The following is a 16,512-nucleotide window of genomic DNA, read 5'->3' as shown; positions in this document are numbered from 1 at the left end:
TCGGCCCCCGGGTTTGGCCGACCCTCACAGGGCACCCGGTCTGCCCCATACGTCCAGCGGAGGAAACTGACATGACTACCGCACGCGACATCATGACCGGCGGCGCCCACTGCGTGGGTGCCGAGGAGACCATGCTCGACGCCGCCCGCAAGATGGCCGAGCTGGGTGTGGGCGCGCTGCCCATCTGTGGGACGGACGACCGGCTCAAAGGAGTCCTGACCGACCGGGACATCGTGGTCAAGGTGCTGGGCAAGTCCAAGGACCCGCGCACCGTCCTGGCCGGTGAACTCGCCCAGGGCGAGGCCGTCACCATCGGCGCCGACGACAGCGCGGACGAGATCGTTGCGACCATGACGCATCACAAGGTGCGGCGGCTTCCCGTGATCGACGGGCACCGCCTCGTCGGCATGGTGGCCCTCGCCGATGCCGCCCGAGCCCTTCAGGACCCCAAGGCCGGGCAGCTCCTCGACGCGCTCTCCACCGACTGACACCGGCGCTGCCGGGGTCGGCTGGGGCCGTATCACCGACCATACGGCCCCAGCCTCCGCCCTCCGTACGCGGCGGCGAGGCAACTCCCGCGGCCTCGCACCGCCGGGGCATGTCGCGCGAGGGCCGATCAAGGGGGAGCCTCGGTCCTCGCGCCCCCCGGACGCTGCCGCGCTCGCGCGGCGGCGGCCGGACACTCACAGCCTCCCACCGCGAGGGCGGCCTGTGCAGGGGCCGCGAGTCACCCAGGTGTCCGCCAGCGCGGGGCCTGGTCGTCAGGGACGTCCGGTGAAGCGAAGTGGAAGGGCACGCCGAGGTGATCGGCCAGCGCCTGGCCTGCCTCGCCGGCGACGCCCGCGGGGGAGCGGTCGGGGAGATGGTAGATGACCGCCAAGTGGCCTTCCCCCTGCGGTTCGTCCAGGACGGCGACCAGATCCACGAACCAATCGTGCACGGTGTCGCCGTCCCAGAGCGCCTCGACGGCGACCACGCGGCCGGGGAGAGCCGCGGCACGGGCTGCGAGTGAGGGGGTGTCCAGCGGGTCGGGGGGCCTGCGCCGCACCTGGTCGCCCAGAGCCTCGTATCGCGACTGGACCACCAACTGCGCGTCAAGCAGCCCCAACCCCACTGGGCGCAGGGCTTCCCAGACGGACCTGACCGCTGCCATCGGGCGGTCGCGCAACACGTCCGCGTCGACTTCGCGACGAGTCTGCTCCTCCAACTGGCCCCACCAGTCGCTCACTTGACCACCGGCATCATCGGGGCCGCCGCTCGTCGAGGATCCCCTCGATGATGCTCAGCAGCCGGTCGCCCGCCCGGTCGATGCTTCCGTTCTGGGTGCTGACCTGCGCGCCTTCGAGCAGGAAGGTGATCTCGGCCGCGGTCTGGGCGGGATCGGGCAGCCCGGCCTCGGTGCACATCCCCACCAGCCTGCGGGTCTGGTGCGCCTTGTGCTCCTCGATCACACGTCGTGCGGGGTGGTCGCGATCGGGCAGCTCGGCGAGGGAGTTGATAAAGGGGCAGCCCCGGTGCGAGATCGCGGGCAATCCCTCGGCGATGAAGCGGGCCAGACCCAGGATCTGCTCCCTGGGGTGGCCGGGGTGCTCTGCCTCGACCCGGTCGAAGGCGGCCTGGTAGTCGGCCGCGACGATCCGCAGCCACTCCGCGACCAGGGCGTCCTTGGTCTCGAAGTGCCGGTAGATCGCCATCTTGGTGGTCTCGGCCCGCTCGGCGACAGCCTGGACGCTGACCCGCCGGATGCCCTCGCGCTGGAAGAGCTCCTCCGCCGCGTCGAGGATGCGCTCGCGGGGCGGCAGTTTCGCCACCCTGCTCGGCCTGCCGGCGGTCGATGCCATGACTACTCCGTGACGTCCGGTCAGTTGGGGGGCGTCGGGGCCCGCATTGGCTGCTACGGTACCAGTCCGTACCGAACGATACCGCTCGGTATCATCAGGGACTCGACGGTATCTTTCCTTCCGCTGGGAGTGACAGTGAGAGTCAGCGAGTACGTGGACTTCGACGCGGTGGGGCTCGCGCAACTGGTCGCCGCGGGTGAGGTGACCCCCGCCGAACTGGAGGCAACCGCACGCGAGGCCGCGCAGGCGGTCAATCCGCGGATCAACGCCGTCGTGGAGACATGGGCGGCCGATGACGCACCCTCGCCCGGCAGCTCCCCGCTGGCCGGAGTCCCCTTCCTGATCAAGGACATCGGAGTCTCCATGGCGGGCAGGCGCATGGAGCTGGGCAGTCGGCTCGCGGCCGGCAACGTCGCCCGGACCGACTCCTCCCTGATGCGTCGCTTCCGACGCGCGGGCCTCGTGACGTTCGGGCGCACCGCGACACCGGAGATGGCGTACAGCATCACGACGGAACCAGTGCTGTACGGGCCGGCCCGCAACCCGTGGGACCTGGAGCGCAGCGCGGGCGGTTCCAGCGGAGGCGCGGGCGCGGCCGTCGCGGCCGGGGTGGTGCCGATCGCGCACGGCACCGACGCCGCGGGCTCGCTGCGTGTCCCCGCGGCCTGCAACGGGCTCTTCGGTCTGAAGCCGACGCGCGGACGGGTCTCCATGGGCCCCGACGCCGACGAGATCTTCAGCGGCCTGGCCGTGCAGGGCAGCGTGAGCCGGACCGTACGCGACAGTGCCGTACTGCTCGACCAGATACGCGGGCCCGAGCCGGGCGACCCCTACTTCGCCCAGGAGCCGGCCCGGCCGTACGCGGGGGAGGTCGCCCGCCATCCGGGCACCTTGCGGATCGGGGTCCTCGGCCAGGCGTGGGGCGGGCGCCGCACGGCCCCGCCGGTGGCCGACGCCCTCGCGCGTACCGTGCGGCTGCTCGAAACCCTCGGCCACCAGGTGGAGGAGGCCGAGGTCGCCCTCGGGGTCGACTGGGAGGAGTTCGTTCTGGCCAACGCTCGCCTCATGACGGCAAATCTCACCGCCTTGGTGGACGAGCTGGCGGCCGCCTTCGGCCGACCCGTCGACACCTCGACCCTCGAAGCGGAGACCCTTGCGGGCTATCACTACGGACAGCGGGTCTCCGGCCCCCAACTCCTCGGTGCTCTCGCGCTCCGCAACCGGGTCGCGCGCACCCTGGCACGGCACTTCGACGCCCACGACGTGCTGCTCACCCCGACCTTGCCGGAGCTCCCCATGGCCCTGGGCGCCTATGGCGAGGGTGCGCGGACGCTGGACGGCCTCGGATGGATCGCCCGGCTCAACGACCGTTCGCCGTTCACCATGGCGATCAATGTGGCGGGCACCCCTGCCATGTCCGTACCCGTGACGGCCGACGCCGGGACTGGGCTCCCGATCGGCATGCAGTTCGCCGCCGGTTACGGGCGCGAAGACCGCCTCTTCCGCCTCGCCGGCCAACTCGAACAGGCAAGCCCGTGGTCGGGCCGGGCCCCCATGGTGTGGGCAGGGAGCGCGTCCTGGCGCTGTGACCGGGATGGTTCACCGTGATCGGAAGGTGGCTCGTGGGTCAAGCGAACTCGAAACGGCTGGTATTACTGGGGCATGCAGGAAGAGACGGCACGCTCCGCCATCGACATGTTCATCTCCGCGTTCAACGCCTCGGACGACAGCTATGTGACTGCCCTGCTCTCCCAGGCCCTGACCTCAGACGTGGTCTTCTGGGGGCCGTTGGGCCGCAGCGAAGGAATCGCGGCGGTCGAGCGGTTCGTGCTGGACATCCGGCACCACCCGGCGGGGACCGGCACGATGGTGCGCTGCTCAGCGGTGGACATGCCGGATGAGTGGGCCCGCTACCAGTGGGTCTTCACCATGCCGGATGGAGGCCCCCGCCTGGCGGGAACAGACGTCGTGCATCTGCGCCGGAGCCTCATCGACCAGATCATCGTCTTCGCGGGAGAGATCGAGCCGTCCGCCTCCTGAGTCATCCCTCTGCCGCTGTCCTTCTCCTGACCTTGACCCCTTCGGCGTTCGGCGGCTGCGGTGGGCCGCGGAGCACAAGGTCGAGCTGTGCTTCACGCCGACCAACGCGTCCTGGGCCAACCCGATCGAGCCGCACTTCGGGCCACTGCGCGGCTTCGTCACCAACCTCACGGGTCAATACAACTAGCGCAGCATGGCGGACATCAGGTCCGAGCCCAGTGTCGTCATCGCGGACACGTTCAGGGTGTAGTGGATGTAGCGACCCTGCCGTCGGGCCGTCAGGAGGTCGGCGCGCCGGAGGACGGCGAGGTGGCGGGAGACCTCCGGGGGTGTCAGCTGCCAGGCGTGGGCCAGTTCGCCGGTGGTGTGCGGGCCGCGGGCCAGGGTGCGCAGGAGACGCAGCCGTACGGGGTGGGCGAGCGCGTCCAGCCGTAGCGTGACCGTCTCCAGGGGCACCGGCTCCGGCGGGTTCGGCTCGGCCACCGGGTATTGCACCACCGGCTGCCAGCCGGGCGCGTGGACCACCACCAGGTGCGGGCTGCCGAAGGCGCTGGGGATGAAGGTGACTCCGGTGCCGCGGGCGGTGGTTGATTTGTCCTGCAGCTTGTCCACGGTGATGCTGGCCCCGTCGGGCGCCAGCGCGATAGCGCCGGAGACCGATGCGAGGGCCGCCCCGATGCCCTGGTGCTTCAACAGGTCGTTCTTCAGGCGCAGATCGGCGGCGAGCCGTTCGGCTACACCGGCCCAGGCGGCGTCGAAGAAGGCCTCGGCGCACTGTTCGAGGGTGTGCCGCACCCGCGCCCGCACGGCGGCCGGGTCCGCGAGCAGCCGTTCCGCGAAGGCCTCCTGCCGGGCGCCGCGGGCCTGCGCCAGGTCAAGGGCCCGCTCGCGCGCCTTCGCGTCGGTGAGCGGTGAGGGTGCGGGGAAGGGAGCCCGGTTGCTGCCGCATGTGGTGGCCAGCGCGGCGGTCACGTATGTCTCGTCGTCGATCCGGTCCACGTCGTCCAGTTCCTGGGCGAGCGCCGGCCGCGGGCGGGCGGGAAACAGGAAATCGGCCTGTGAGGAACGCCAGAGGAACTCCGCCTCCCGCAATCGCTCGGCCAGCTCCGGCCGCAGCCGGGCCCGGACGTCCGCGACCCAGTCGGCGAGATGCGGGTGATGCCCGGGCGCGGCCAACGCGTGCAGCATCGCGGTCAGTTCGGCCAACGGAGAGGCGGCGAACCGCAGCCGCTCGGGCGGCAGACCGGTGATGTCGATGCGCAGCGTCATCCGCTCATCATCCCTGGCCGGACGCCGCGCGACGGCGCCGGTTGACGGACTTGGTCAACCGACGGGGCCCGTCTCGCAAGTTGGTCGAGTCACCGTGCCCGCAACAATTTGTGACGACGCGTCGACTCAGTGCTGCGGCGATACCTAGGATGTCGATCATCGATGCGGGGTGACGGACGGGGTGGGTTGTGAACGACGTTCCATACACGGCGTGGCCGCGAATCGGAGGGCCGACTCCCTGGACCGCCCTGGACGATCACCTCCTCTATACGTGCCATGTCGTCATGGACCTCAGGCAGGGCAAGCTCGGCGAGAGGCAGCCGGTGCCTTCGATGGCCCGCCTGTCGCCCGGTGAGACGTCGGTGGCGGTGGGGCCCGCGTCCCGTTCCACCTGGCGTGCCGTCGGGGACGGCTCGTACGCGTACAACACGACGCTGGCCGTCGGACGGCCCGGCTTCGTGATCGGGAGCATGGTCGGTTCGGCGCTCGGCAACGCGGCGCGTCGGCGTCAGGCGGCCGCGGACGCCCGGCCGCGGTGGGTGGCGGACGGTCATGGAGAGGTGACGGTCACCGACCGGCGGGCCTACTTCGGGCATCCGCAGAGCTCGCTGGACCTGGAGTGGGGCGGCCTCGACACCGCGGATCTCGTCGCACCCGATGTCTTCCAGTGTTCCTTCCGGGACATGTATAACGGCTCGCCCCAGCTCATCCAGCTTCACGGCCTGTGGGCATCGCTGATGTTCGTCCTGGCCGCCCACGCGGCTTTCCCGGCCCACCCTCGACTCCTGGGCGGAAACTGGCTGCCACCGGATTTCGAGACCAAGTGCCAGACGTACGGGCGGACGTGCCCGCAGGTGCGCTGAGCCCGCGCGCGGTACTCGTTCCGACGGGCCACGTCTTTCTATCTCCAACCTGTGTTGTTCCTAGACTGGCCGGGTGGAGGACATCGATGCGATCGCGGTGCTGCAGGATCCTGTGCGGCGCCGACTGTACGAGTACGTGGCGGCGCAGGGCCGGGAGGTCGGCCGGAACGAAGCCGCCGAGGCGGCCGGGGTGGCGCGTACGCTTGCCGCGCACCATCTGGACAAGCTGACGGACGCGGGGCTGCTGGAGAGCGGCAGTCGACGTCTGACGGGGCGTTCGGGGCCGGGTGCGGGGCGTCCCGCCAAGGTGTACACGCGGGCGCCGGGTGAACGGTCGGTGTCGCTGCCCGCCCGCGACTACCGCACCGCCGCCGAGCTGCTCGCCGAGGCTGCCGAGCAGGCCGGTCTCGACGCCGGGCTCTGTGCGGCCGCGCGGCGCCGGGGCGAAGCCATGCGAGGCGCGGCGACGCCCTGCGGCGGTCTCGAAGAGGCCATGGAGATGCTGGCCGCGCGCGGCTACGAACCGCACCTGGAAGACGCGGAGGAGACGGAGGGCGGGGCTCCCGTCGTGCGCATGCGCAACTGCCCCTTTCACGCCGTGGCCGAGCGCTTTCCGCCGCTGGTCTGCGGCATGAACCTCGCGCTGCTGGAGGGGCTGCTCGGCGCGGACGGTCCCGTACGCGCTCGGATGGACGCCCGGCCCGGGGAGTGCTGCGTGGTGCTCGACTCTTCTAAAAACAAAGCTGATTGACATAGAAAAGCGGGGCGTGCTGGGATGAGGCCATGACCGCATCCGAGCATGCCGCCCACCTCGCCGAGCTCAATGTCGCCACGCTCCTCCACCCCTTCGACGACGAGCGCATCGCGCCGTTCGTCGAGCTGCTCAATCCCGTCAACGCCGCCGCCGACAACGCCCCCGGCTTCGTGTGGCGGCTGGTGGAGGAAGGTGCGGCCGACGCCACGGGCATGCGCCCAGCGGGCGAGGACGTCATCGTCAACCTGTCGGTGTGGGAGACCCAGGAGGCGCTGTGGGACTTCACCTACCGCAGCGGGCACCTGGAGGTGATGCGGCGGCGCCGCGAGTGGTTCGCGCGGCACATCGAGTCGCACATGGTCCTGTGGTGGGTCCCCGCCGGCCATGTCCCGACAGTCGGGGAAGCCTTGGAGCGGCTGGCTGACCTGCGGGCGCACGGACCCTCCCCGCGCGCGTTCACCTTCGCCTCCTCCTACACCGCGGCCGAGTCCGCCGACCACGAGGACGCGGCGGTGGTGTAGGGCCGGGGCGCCGATGAGTTCCGCCTCGCCGGGCGGTCTATAGGGGGGAAGCATCCCTTCCGCGTCCGCGGAGGCCCGATGAGATGACGAGGAGCGTGCACATCGTGGACCAGGAGTACGTGAGCGCCACCCTGACCGTCGAGGCGCCCGCCGCCGAAGTCTTCGCCGTACTGGCCGACCCGACGACTCACTCCGCGATCGACGGCACCGGGTGGGTCCAACAACCCGTCGACCGCGCGCCGTTGACAGAAAAGGGACAGATCTTCCGGATGGCCATGTACCACCCCGACCACCCGGAGGGTGACTACCAGGTGGCCAACAGGGTCGAGGTCCTCGACCCGCCCCGCTCCATCGGCTGGCTGACGGGTGAGGAGAAGGAAGGCGGCCGCCTGGAGTTCGGCGGCTGGATCTGGCGATACGGCCTCGCGCCGCAGGGCCCCTCCGCAACCGAGGTCACGCTCACCTACGACTGGACGGCGGTGCCGCAGTCCATCCGGGAGTACCTCGAATTCCCGATGTTCGGCCCCGAGCATCTGACCAACTCACTACGGCACTTGGCCGCGCTCGCCACGCCGCAATCGCGGACCTGACCGGCGGCTCTTCCTCCTCACGCCTCCCCGCCGTGGGGACTCAACACCTTGGGCCGGGCAGTCATGCTGCCGGGCCCAAGGTGTTGAGTCGCCTACGCCTCTTCGTGGCACAGGAGGCCGGTGCGCAGAGTGGCGAGCGTGCTCGACAGGAGGCGTGAGACGTGCATCTGGGAAAGGCCCAGGGCGGCTCCGATCTGCGACTGGGTCATCTCCTGGCCGAAACGCATCTCGATGATGCGGCGTTCGCGTTCGTCGAGGTCGGCTAGAAGGGGGGCCAGGGCGTGCAGATCCTCGAACACCGCGATGGCCGGGTCCTCTTCGCCCATGGTGTCGGAGAGGGAACGGCCGTTGGTGTGGGCCCCGCCTTCCTCGCCCTCGCTGCGCGGGCTGTCCAACGACCCGGCGGCGTAGCCGTTGGCCGCCACGATCACTTCCAGGACCTGCTCTTCCGTCACCTCGAGCTCGGCCGCGAGCTCCGCGACCGTCGGTTCGCGGCCGAGCGTGGAGGACAACAGCTCCTGGGACTTGACCAGTTGGAGGCGCAACTCCTGAAGTCTGCGCGGTACGTGCACGGCCCAGCTCGTGTCACGGAAGTAGCGCTTGATCTCCCCGAGGATGTAGGGAACGGCGAAGGAGACGAATTCGAAGCCGCGGTCGACGTCGAACCGGTCGATCGCCTTGATCAAGCCCACGGTCCCGACCTGGACGATGTCCTCGAGCTGGCCGTTGCCGCGGTTGCGGTAGCGGCCGGCCACGTAGTGCACCAGGGAAAGGTTCATCTCGATCAGGGTGTTGCGCGTGTAGAGGTAGGCGGGGGAGCCCTCCTCTAGTGTCCGGAGCTCCTCCAAGAAGAGCTTCGACAGCTCCCGGGCGTCCTTCGGCGCGACCTGGTCGGCCTCCTCGATCCACGGCAGCCCCTCGCTCTCGCCCCGCGCACGCGGCCCGTCGCTCTCTCCGCCCCGCGCCCGCAGCCCGTCGCCGTCACCCCGAGCCCACTCGGCCGGCTCGGCGGCTTCGTCCACGTCCGCCGCTGCCCGCAGAAACATCGCCTGACTCCTCGCTCTCTCTGGTTCCGGACTGCTCAGCTCGCGGTGACCGTGAAGGTGTTGCCCTCACGGTCCGCCAGCACGGCCTCGCGGCGGTCTCGGGCGCCTTCGGGCGGTGAGATGACACGTCCGCCCCAGCCGATGGCCGCCACAGCGGCCAGGTCGACGTCGGCCACGTGAAAGCACGGGTGCCAGCCGACCGGTGTGGCATCCCGGAACGCGGCAACCGTGCGCAGCCCGTCGCGCACCTCGATCTGCCCGCGGGCGTACTCCACCTCGCAGCAGTCACCCGACGTGCCCGCCCAGTCCAGTACGTCCCCGTAGAAAAAGGCGGCGGCGAAGATGTCCCGGGTGCGCAGCTCAAGCCGGGCGACGGGACCCGCGCCCACCTTCCAGCGCTGGTCGGGGGCGCGTCGGCGCAGACCGAACACCGCTTCCTGCGGGCCCGCCGCGACCGCGAGCCGCCCGGTCTCGGTGCTCAGCGGACCTACGGCGACGGTGGCGCCGCGCTCACGCAGCCGTCCCACCGTGGCGTCCACGTCATCGACGCCGAAGTAGGGAATCCACCCGGCCGAGACGCCCGACTCGCTCGTGGCCTGACTGAGGCTTCCCACCGGTGCGCCGGCCCGCAGCGCCAGAAACCGCGCCCTGCCCGAGGGGGCCAGCAGCGGGACGTGACACCAGCCGAGAACCCGGGCGTAGAACTCCTTGGCTGCCAGGACATCACCGGAAGCCAGGCTCAGCCAGCACGGCGCACCCCGCTTGCGGACCGTGGTTCCCGTCGCTCCCGCGGCGCCCGGCCGCGGGACGTCGCCGTACGGGGCGGCCCTCGGCTCACCCGGCGGCGGGACCAGGCGCAGCCCTCCCGCCCGGCGGAACGGCCTGACGCCGGTCCCCGCGCGCTCCGTCTCCCGGCCCCGGGCTCTCGCGTGCGGGGCGGCCCCCTCTCGCCGCTGCTGCTCACGCTCTCTGCTCACACCGATGTCCCTTGGCACAGCGCCCTCTCCCCATCTGGTTCCGGCGGTCTCGCCTGTGATTCCGCAGACGGGAGGCGCCATACCGGGACCTTCCTCACCCATCCCGGGGACCAAGGGCCTGACCTGGCCGGTGCCAAAGTCTCAGGGAGGGGACGTGTCGCCCCCGGCTGTGCGGAGCTCGGCCACCGCGAGCCTCGCCTCCTCGCGCACGCCGGGATCGGGGTGAGCCAGGAACGGCTCGACAAAGGGCAGTGCACGCCCGTCGTGTGTCGCCGACAGGCTGAACAGGACGTACTCCAGCAGCCGAGGCGCGAAGGCGTCGGCATGGGTGGCCAGCGGAACGAGGACCTCGTAGGGGATCTCGTGACGAGCGCAGGCCTCACCGACGGCGTGCAGGGCGGACTCCCGCACCGCGTGTCCCGCCTCGGAGACCGCGACCTGGACCAGCCGGCCGACGGCTCGCTCGGCGTCGGCCTGCTTCAAGCACCGCGACGCCACAAGATCGCCGAGTTCGTCGGCCCAGACCTCGTGCCGGCGCCCGTCGGCGCCGGCGAGCGTCACCCACGCCGAGTCGAGCTGCTCCAGCAACTGCCGGTACTCGTCCACCGGGCGCTCCCCGTTTCCTCAGCCGTGCCCGCCGTTCCTCACGCCCGCCCGGGCGGGGGCACCACATCGGCGACGACGTGAGCCGTCTGTCGCCCGATGGCCGACACGGCGGGCTCGTTCGCCGGGACGCAGTGCCCCGCGGTGGGGTCGTACACGCAGCCGAGCACCCCGGCGTGGTTGGTGACCGGCTCGGACAACCGGGAGTCCCAGCCGTGGGAGAGCAGCGCTTCGTGCAGCTCGCGCGAGGATGCGACGGGCACGGCCTCATCGGCGGTGCCGTGCACGAGTCGGACGGGGATGGGCGTCACCGCACGGTCCACCGCTTGGAGGGGCACGGTGCTCGTGGTGCGTGCCGGGCGTCGGTAGCCGCCCGCGATGCCCACCACCGCGGCGGGCGGCGGGCCGTCGAACTCCTTCGGCTGGAGGGCGACACCCACCGCGGCGCCGGCGCCCGCCGACCAGCCCGCCAGGATCAACCGGCTTGTTCCGGGGATGAGTTGGTGGGCGTGCTCGTGTACGTACCGCAAGGAGTCGACGAGATGTTCCCGGCCGCCGTCGGGCTGGTCCGAGCGCCAGTCGGGGACCACGACGGTGGGTCCGAGAGCGGCGATCTCCCGGGCCAGCGTGGCCAGCACGTGCCGCTCGTCGGGCCCCGTCCCGTGCCACAGCAGCACACACCGGTCGTCCTGCTGTCCGGAGGCGTGGACGTCGAGCAGTTTGCTGCCGCCGCCGGTCGCGTAAGACACCGTCCGGGTCGTGATCGGCACGTTCATTCCTCCAGGCCGGGCGGGGTCGCGGGACGATCCAGTCCTCGTATCAGCTCGTATCAGAAAGAACATTATGGCCAAGTACCTGCTGCTCAAGCACTACCGGGGCACCCCGGCCACAGTCAACGACGTGCTCAGGTTCAGGGTCGTTCCCTGACGACCTCGGCCGCGTTCTTGTCGTCCCGCAGTCCCTGGTAGCGGGGGTGGCGCAGCATTCCGTCGCGCGTCCACTCGGTGAAGGCGACCTGAGCCACGAGACGCGGCTGTGCCCAGTGCGCGGTCCGCTCCGCGACCGGGTCGGCGAACGGCGAGCCCGTCAGCCGGAGTTCGTCGAGCTGCCGGCGCAGGGCCAGCAGCGTACGCCGGTCGAAACCGGTGCCGACCTTGCCCGCGTACCGCAGCCGTTCGCCCTCGTAGTAGCCGATGAGCAGCGCGCCGATGCCTTCTCGGCTGCCGGTGGGCTCGGTGAAGCCGCCCACCACGAACTCCTGGCCCCGGGAGCACTTCAGCTTGAGCCAGTCGCCCGAGCGGCGCGCCTGGTAGGTGCTTTCGGCCCGTTTGGCGATGAGGCCCTCCCAGCCGCGGCGGCACGCGTCGGCGAGGAGTTCGGGGCCGCCCTCGTTGCGGTGGGTGCTGAATCGCAACGGGGCCGTGAACGTGATCGAGCGGCGCAGCAGGGACTTGCGGGTGCGCAGCGGCAGCCGCCGTACGTCCATGCCGTCCAGGCGCAGCAGGTCGAAGACGTAGTACGTGACCGCGACCTTGCTCGCCGCGACATCGGCGGGCCGGGTGAGTCCCATGCGCTGTTGCAGTCGCCCGAAGTCGGTCCTGCCGTGGGAGTAGGCGACGATCTCGCCGTCGAGCGTGAAGTCCTCGGTGTCCTGTCCCGCGAGGGCCTCGATGATCTCCGGGTACGTGGCGTCGAGCCGTCGCCCGGACCGGGACCGCAGCGTCACCTGGCCGTTCTCGCGCACCGCGAGTGCCCGGACGCCGTCCAGTTTCCGCTCGAAGATCCAGCCGTCCGGGAAGTTCCGCAGGTCGGTGAGGGTCGCCAGCATCGGGGAAGCGGCCAGCTCGACGCCTGGCCTCGCCTCGCGGATACGGCCGTCCAGGCCCGGCGGCAGGCCGTCGAGCAGGCCGGTCATGCCTGCTCACCGCTGTCGGAGTGCCATGTCGGGGCGTCCGGCGCCTCGGCGACCTGGCGCAGCGTACGGCCGCTGCGCGCCGACCGTGCCCGCCGTGGGTCGGGCGTTCCGCCGCCCGAGCGGTGTCCGGTCCGTACGAGCAGCCAGGTCGGTTTGGCGGCGGAGCCCCCGCTCTTCTCCTCGCGGCCGTGGAAGCGGGTGAGCGCGTACTGCCCGCGCAGCTTCTCGCCGTGCAGCTCGAACGTGGCGTGGCCCTTCTCCAGGGCTTCGCCGAACGGCACCGGCCGGTGGCGCTCGTCGTGGCTGGTCGGCCGGTAGGTGCCGTGGTCCCAGACGATGACGGTCCCGCCGCCGTACTCGCCGGAGGGGATCACCCCCTCGAAGTCCCGGTACTCCAAGGGGTGGTCCTCGGTGGGGATGGCGAGCCGCTTGTCGTGCGGGTCGGTGGAGGGGCCCTTGGGGACCGACCAGGACTTCAGTACGCCGTCGACCTCCAGGCGGAAGTCGAAGTGCATCGTGCTCGCGTCGTGGATCTGCACCACGAAGACGGGCTCATCGGCCGCATCCGTCTGCGCGTCCGCATCCGGGCCCGTCTTCGGATCGGTCGCGCGCCTCGCCGGCGGTTCGCCGCTCGGCTCGCTCGTCCTGTCGAAGTGCCGCTTGCCGCGGTAGGTCCGCAGACCGTCCTTCTCGCTCACGGCGGGCCCCTTCCGTCGGGTCGCTGATCCGTTCGGGCATGGGCCTGCTCGGCCCCGGCCAGGTTATGCACCCCCGATCCCACCCGCACGGCGAGCGCTCCCCGGTCGCCGGTCCTGTGGCCCCGGCCGGCGTCCTGTGCGCACTTGTATGTGTGGGACCGCGGCCCGCGGGACACCCGATGCACCGACGGCTCGCGTTCGCGCAGGTCGTACACCGTGATCGGTGTCAGGCGTTCGCGCCTCCGAGAGGTGCGGAGCAAGCTGGGATGAGTGGATCCGAGGAAGGAAGAGCACCCATGGGTGACACCCCGCAGGACCCGACGACGAAGCACCCGCAGCCCGAGTTCGCCTCGCAGGACCAGGAGCCGCCGGGCTGGACCGGCCCGATGGACCCGCCCCCGGACCACGGCGAGGAGTCGTACCAGGGGAGCGGCCTGCTGCGGAACCGGGCGACGGTCGTGACCGGCGGCGACTCCGGCATCGGCCGGGCCGTGGCCCTGGCCTACGCACGCGAGGGCGCGGACGTCCTGTTCACCTATCTGCCCACGGAGGCGGAGGACGCCCAGGAGACGGTGCGCCTCGTCGAGAAGGCCGGGCGGCGCGGGCTTGCCGTACCGTGCGACATCCGCGAGGAGGAGCAGTGCCGTCGCCTCGTGGAGCGTGCGGTGGCGGAGTTCGGGCGCATCGACGTGCTGGTCAACAACGCGGCCTATCAGATGTCCCAGCCCGAGGGCATCACGGAGATCTCCACGGAGCAGTTCGACCGCGTCGTACGCACGAATCTGTACGGCATGTTCTGGCTGTGCAAGATGGCCGTGCCGCACATCCCCTCGGGCGGATCCATCATCAACACCACGTCGGTGCAGGCCTACAAGCCGAGCCCGCACCTGCTCGACTACGCCATGACCAAGGGCGCCATCGTCACCTTCACCCAGGGGCTCGCGCAGATGCTGGTCGAGAACGGTATCCGCGTGAACGCCGTCGCCCCGGGGCCCGTGTGGACGCCGCTGATCCCGGCCACGCTGCCCGACACCAAGGAGTTCGGCAAGCAGGCCCCCATCGGCCGTCCCGCCCAGCCCGCCGAGATGGCGCCCGCCTATGTGTTCCTGGCATCGGAGCAGGCGAGCTTCATCACCGCCGAGATCATGAACGCCACCGGAGGCACGCCGCTGCCGTGACCCGGCCGGGGGAACGAGAGGACCGCGGAAGCATCGGCGCCAAGGAGGCGGTGACGTGAGCCCCACTGTTGAGCTGCAGGTCGGACGACGCAAGGTCGAGGTCAAGCGAGCCGAGAAGGAGCTCTTCCCGCAGGACGGCATCACCAAGGCCGACCTCGCCGAGCACTATCGGCGTGTGGCGCCGCGCATGCTGCCCGAGCTGCGCGGCAGGCCCCTGATGCTGGAGCGGATGCCGGACGGGATCGACGGCGACCGCTTCTACCAGAAGGAGGTCTCCGACTACTTCCCCGACTGGATCAAGCGCGTCACGGTGGCCAAGGAGGGCGGCGAGGTCACGCATGTCGTCTGTGAGGACACGGCGACGCTCGTCTATCTGGCGGGCCAGGCCTGCATCACCCCTCATCGCTGGCTGAGCCGGGCCGACCGGCCCCGCTGCCCCGACCGCCTGGTCTTCGACCTCGACCCGCCAGGAGACGACTTCGAGCCCGTGCGCAGCGCGGCCCACCAACTGCACGAGCTGCTCGAAGAACTGGACCTGCCGTCGGGCCTGATGACCACTGGCTCACGCGGCCTGCACGTCGTCGTGCCCCTGAACCGGCGCGACGACGCCGACGACGTGCTCGCGTTCGCCCGCGCCGCCGCCGAGACCCTGGTGGCGCGGTACGACAAGGAGCTGACGGCCGAGCCCCGCAAGGACGCGCGCAAGGGGCGGCTGTACCTCGATGTGGCGCGTAACGGCTACGCCCAGACTGTGGTCGCCCCGTTCGCCGTCCGCTCCAAACCCGGCGCCCCCGTGGCCGTGCCGCTGGCCTGGGACGAATTGGACACACCCGGGCTGACCGCCCGCCGCTGGACGGTGGCCGACCTCGGGGACCGCCTCGACAAGGACCCCTGGGCCGGCCTCGCCCGCCGCGCGCGCGGCGTGAGCGCCGCCGCCAAGCGGCTGCGAGGACGCACACAGGCATAGCGACGCCCCCACAGGAGACCGGCAGGGGCCGAGAGTCACCGCTACTGGAGGAGAGTCCGATGCGTGCACTCACCTGGCACGGCAAACGAGACGTCCGTGTCGAGACGGTGCCCGACCCCGTGCTCAAGGAGCCGACCGACGTCATCGTGCGGGTGACGTCCACCGGGGTCTGCGGCTCCGACCTGCATCTGTATGAGGTCCTCGGCCCCTACCTCGACCCCGGGGACATCCTGGGGCACGAGCCGATGGGCATCGTCGAGGAAGTCGGCCCGGGCGTCACCGAACTGGCGGCCGGTGACCGCGTGGTGGTGCCGTTCAACGTCTCCTGCGGGCACTGCTTCATGTGTGACCGAGGTCTGCACTCGCAGTGCGAGACCACCCAGGTCAAGGAGCGCGGCACGGGCGCCGCCCTGTTCGGTTACACCAAGCTCTACGGGCAGGTGCCCGGCGGGCAGGCGGAACTCCTGCGGGTGCCGTTCGGCAACACCCTGCCCATCAAGGTGCCGACGGGTCCCGCTGACGACCGGTTCGTCTTCCTCTCCGACGTGCTGCCCACCGCCTGGCAGGCGGTGGAGTACGCGGACATCCCGCCCGGTGGCACGGTGACCGTCCTGGGCCTGGGCCCGATCGGCGCCATGGCCGCGCGCATCGCGCTGCACCGGGGAGCAAGCCTGGTGGTGGGGGTCGACCTGGTGCCCGAGCGGCTGAGCCGGGCCTACGCCGACGGCGTCAAGGCCTTCGACCTGCGCCGCTACGGAAAGGATCTCGGCAACGAGATCCGTGACCTGACGGAGGGACGCGGCACGGACGCCGTCATCGACGCGGTGGGAATGGAGGCGCACGGTGCGCCTTTGGCCAAGGCGGCCCACTGGGGCATGGGCCTGCTGCCCGACGCCATGGCCGGGAAGCTCATGGACCGGGCCGGCGTCGACCGCCTCGGCGCCTACCACGCGGCGATCGACATCGTCCGCCGCGGCGGCACCCTCTCCATCTCCGGTGTCTACGGCGGCGCGCTCGACCCCATGCCGCTCCTGACCATGTTCGACAAACAGGTCCAGCTCCGCATGGGGCAGGCCAACGTCAGGCGCTGGGTGGACGACATCCTGCCGCTGCTCACCGACGAGGACCCGCTCGGCGTCGACGACTTCGCCACGCACCACATGGCCCTTGAAGAGGGCCCCAAGGCGTACCAGATGTTCCAGGACAAGGAAGACGGGATGATCAAGACACTGCTCAGGCCGTGAGACCGG

Annotated in this window: 19 protein-coding genes and 2 pseudogenes; 12 read left to right on the top strand and 9 right to left on the bottom strand. The window is 70.9% G+C overall.

Translation table 11 applies throughout. From position 1 onward, the window contains the following. The first annotated feature begins 71 nt into the window (after positions 1-71). Positions 72-488, top strand: coding sequence for a CBS domain-containing protein (locus ACWFRU_RS39450; RefSeq protein ID WP_453693197.1), 417 nt, complete (start codon positions 72-74; stop codon positions 486-488). A gap of 239 nt (positions 489-727) precedes the next feature. Here ACWFRU_RS39450 and ACWFRU_RS39445 read toward each other — a convergent pair whose 3' ends face one another. Together ACWFRU_RS39445 and ACWFRU_RS39440 are read right to left on the bottom strand one after the other, a co-directional pair. Continuing rightward, positions 728-1,228, bottom strand: a complete 501-nt coding sequence (locus tag ACWFRU_RS39445; RefSeq protein WP_453693195.1) for a hypothetical protein — start codon at positions 1,226-1,228, stop codon at positions 728-730. A 13-nt stretch (positions 1,229-1,241) separates the two neighbouring features. Then, positions 1,242-1,841, bottom strand: coding sequence for a TetR/AcrR family transcriptional regulator (locus tag ACWFRU_RS39440; RefSeq protein WP_453693193.1), 600 nt, complete (start codon positions 1,839-1,841; stop codon positions 1,242-1,244). 135 nt (positions 1,842-1,976) lie between these two features. Here ACWFRU_RS39440 and ACWFRU_RS39435 point away from each other — a divergent pair, with 135 nt between their 5' ends. The 3 genes and pseudogenes from ACWFRU_RS39435 to ACWFRU_RS39425 form a co-directional block, all read left to right on the top strand. Continuing rightward, the gene (locus ACWFRU_RS39435) at positions 1,977-3,449 is read left to right on the top strand and encodes an amidase (RefSeq protein ID WP_453693191.1); all 1,473 of its coding nucleotides are present in this window, start codon (positions 1,977-1,979) and stop codon (positions 3,447-3,449) included. Positions 3,450-3,503: 54 nt separating this feature from the next. Next, positions 3,504-3,881, top strand: coding sequence for a nuclear transport factor 2 family protein (locus tag ACWFRU_RS39430; protein ID WP_453693189.1), 378 nt, complete (start codon positions 3,504-3,506; stop codon positions 3,879-3,881). Between the two features lie 58 nt (positions 3,882-3,939). Next, positions 3,940-4,038, top strand: a pseudogene (locus tag ACWFRU_RS39425) (transposase); the annotation flags it as partial. Between the two features lie 26 nt (positions 4,039-4,064). Here ACWFRU_RS39425 and ACWFRU_RS39420 read toward each other — a convergent pair. Continuing rightward, positions 4,065-5,150, bottom strand: a complete 1,086-nt coding sequence (locus ACWFRU_RS39420) for a DUF5937 family protein (protein WP_453693187.1) — start codon at positions 5,148-5,150, stop codon at positions 4,065-4,067. Positions 5,151-5,434: 284 nt separating this feature from the next. On the opposite strand from ACWFRU_RS39420, the gene ACWFRU_RS39415 reads away from it, so the two are divergent. From ACWFRU_RS39415 to ACWFRU_RS39400, 4 genes are all read left to right on the top strand, one after another. Next, positions 5,435-6,013 carry a hypothetical protein gene (locus ACWFRU_RS39415; protein WP_453693185.1) on the top strand — a complete coding sequence of 193 codons (579 nt, stop codon included), beginning with the start codon at positions 5,435-5,437 and terminating at the stop codon, positions 6,011-6,013. 73 nt (positions 6,014-6,086) lie between these two features. Then, on the top strand, positions 6,087-6,764 hold the full coding sequence (locus ACWFRU_RS39410) for a helix-turn-helix transcriptional regulator (protein WP_453693183.1): 678 nt from the start codon (positions 6,087-6,089) through the stop codon (positions 6,762-6,764). Positions 6,765-6,796: 32 nt separating this feature from the next. Next, the gene (locus tag ACWFRU_RS39405) at positions 6,797-7,288 is read left to right on the top strand and encodes a DUF3291 domain-containing protein (RefSeq protein WP_453693181.1); all 492 of its coding nucleotides are present in this window, start codon (positions 6,797-6,799) and stop codon (positions 7,286-7,288) included. Between the two features lie 83 nt (positions 7,289-7,371). Then, positions 7,372-7,878, top strand: a complete 507-nt coding sequence (locus ACWFRU_RS39400) for a polyketide cyclase (protein WP_453693179.1) — start codon at positions 7,372-7,374, stop codon at positions 7,876-7,878. A 92-nt stretch (positions 7,879-7,970) separates the two neighbouring features. Here the strand turns inward: ACWFRU_RS39400 and ACWFRU_RS39395 are convergent, their stop codons facing one another. The 4 genes from ACWFRU_RS39395 to ACWFRU_RS39380 all read right to left on the bottom strand — a co-directional run bounded on the left by ACWFRU_RS39395 (position 7,971) and on the right by ACWFRU_RS39380 (position 11,274). Then, the gene (locus ACWFRU_RS39395; RefSeq protein ID WP_453693177.1) at positions 7,971-8,924 is read right to left on the bottom strand and encodes a SigB/SigF/SigG family RNA polymerase sigma factor; all 954 of its coding nucleotides are present in this window, start codon (positions 8,922-8,924) and stop codon (positions 7,971-7,973) included. 35 nt (positions 8,925-8,959) lie between these two features. Then, positions 8,960-9,901, bottom strand: coding sequence for a VOC family protein (locus ACWFRU_RS39390; protein ID WP_453693175.1), 942 nt, complete (start codon positions 9,899-9,901; stop codon positions 8,960-8,962). A gap of 141 nt (positions 9,902-10,042) precedes the next feature. Beyond that, positions 10,043-10,507: a hypothetical protein gene (locus ACWFRU_RS39385; RefSeq protein WP_453693173.1), complete on the bottom strand. Its 465-nt coding sequence runs from the start codon at positions 10,505-10,507 to the stop codon at positions 10,043-10,045. Positions 10,508-10,545: 38 nt separating this feature from the next. Further along, on the bottom strand, positions 10,546-11,274 hold the full coding sequence (locus ACWFRU_RS39380) for an alpha/beta hydrolase (protein WP_453693171.1): 729 nt from the start codon (positions 11,272-11,274) through the stop codon (positions 10,546-10,548). A 73-nt stretch (positions 11,275-11,347) separates the two neighbouring features. On the opposite strand from ACWFRU_RS39380, the pseudogene ACWFRU_RS39375 reads away from it, so the two are divergent. Beyond that, positions 11,348-11,428, top strand: a pseudogene (locus tag ACWFRU_RS39375) (YciI family protein); the annotation flags it as partial. Here the strand turns inward: ACWFRU_RS39375 and ligD (ACWFRU_RS39370) are convergent. Further along, positions 11,415-12,419, bottom strand: coding sequence for a non-homologous end-joining DNA ligase (ligD, locus tag ACWFRU_RS39370; RefSeq protein WP_453693169.1), 1,005 nt, complete (start codon positions 12,417-12,419; stop codon positions 11,415-11,417). The pseudogene ACWFRU_RS39375 and the gene ligD (ACWFRU_RS39370) overlap by 14 nt on opposite strands. After that, entirely contained in the window at positions 12,416-13,117 is a 702-nt protein-coding gene (locus ACWFRU_RS39365; protein WP_453693167.1) for a DNA polymerase ligase N-terminal domain-containing protein, read from the bottom strand. Before ACWFRU_RS39365 ends, ligD (ACWFRU_RS39370) begins: the two co-directional genes overlap by 4 nt. Positions 13,118-13,413: 296 nt before the next feature. Between ACWFRU_RS39365 and ACWFRU_RS39360 the strand changes: the two genes are divergently transcribed. From ACWFRU_RS39360 to ACWFRU_RS39350, 3 genes are read left to right on the top strand one after another with little or no spacing between them, the layout of a single operon-like run. Further along, positions 13,414-14,295: an SDR family oxidoreductase gene (locus ACWFRU_RS39360; RefSeq protein ID WP_453693165.1), complete on the top strand. Its 882-nt coding sequence runs from the start codon at positions 13,414-13,416 to the stop codon at positions 14,293-14,295. 55 nt (positions 14,296-14,350) lie between these two features. Further along, positions 14,351-15,262, top strand: coding sequence for a non-homologous end-joining DNA ligase (ligD, locus tag ACWFRU_RS39355; protein WP_453693163.1), 912 nt, complete (start codon positions 14,351-14,353; stop codon positions 15,260-15,262). A 59-nt stretch (positions 15,263-15,321) separates the two neighbouring features. Further along, positions 15,322-16,506: an alcohol dehydrogenase catalytic domain-containing protein gene (locus tag ACWFRU_RS39350; RefSeq protein WP_453693161.1), complete on the top strand. Its 1,185-nt coding sequence runs from the start codon at positions 15,322-15,324 to the stop codon at positions 16,504-16,506. Positions 16,507-16,512 lie beyond the last annotated feature (6 nt).

Source organism: Streptomyces sp. NPDC055099 (assembly GCF_053607685.1).
This window is presented reverse-complemented; position numbering and strand designations above follow the sequence as displayed.

Excerpts from the sequence above, each read along its gene's own strand:
- ACWFRU_RS39395 (WP_453693177.1), bottom strand. The coding sequence starts at position 8,924 with ATGTTTCTGCGGGCAGCGGCGGACGTGGACGAAGCCGCCGAGCCGGCC.
- ACWFRU_RS39360 (WP_453693165.1), top strand. The coding sequence starts at position 13,414 with ATGGGTGACACCCCGCAGGACCCGACGACGAAGCACCCGCAGCCCGAG.
- ACWFRU_RS39415 (WP_453693185.1), top strand. The coding sequence starts at position 5,435 with ATGGACCTCAGGCAGGGCAAGCTCGGCGAGAGGCAGCCGGTGCCTTCG.
- ACWFRU_RS39350 (WP_453693161.1), top strand. The coding sequence starts at position 15,322 with ATGCGTGCACTCACCTGGCACGGCAAACGAGACGTCCGTGTCGAGACG.
- ACWFRU_RS39430 (WP_453693189.1), top strand. The coding sequence starts at position 3,504 with ATGCAGGAAGAGACGGCACGCTCCGCCATCGACATGTTCATCTCCGCG.
- ACWFRU_RS39405 (WP_453693181.1), top strand. The coding sequence starts at position 6,797 with ATGACCGCATCCGAGCATGCCGCCCACCTCGCCGAGCTCAATGTCGCC.
- ACWFRU_RS39400 (WP_453693179.1), top strand. The coding sequence starts at position 7,372 with ATGACGAGGAGCGTGCACATCGTGGACCAGGAGTACGTGAGCGCCACC.
- ligD (WP_453693169.1), bottom strand. The coding sequence starts at position 12,419 with ATGACCGGCCTGCTCGACGGCCTGCCGCCGGGCCTGGACGGCCGTATC.
- ACWFRU_RS39450 (WP_453693197.1), top strand. The coding sequence starts at position 72 with ATGACTACCGCACGCGACATCATGACCGGCGGCGCCCACTGCGTGGGT.
- ACWFRU_RS39420 (WP_453693187.1), bottom strand. The coding sequence starts at position 5,150 with ATGACGCTGCGCATCGACATCACCGGTCTGCCGCCCGAGCGGCTGCGG.
- ACWFRU_RS39440 (WP_453693193.1), bottom strand. The coding sequence starts at position 1,841 with ATGGCATCGACCGCCGGCAGGCCGAGCAGGGTGGCGAAACTGCCGCCC.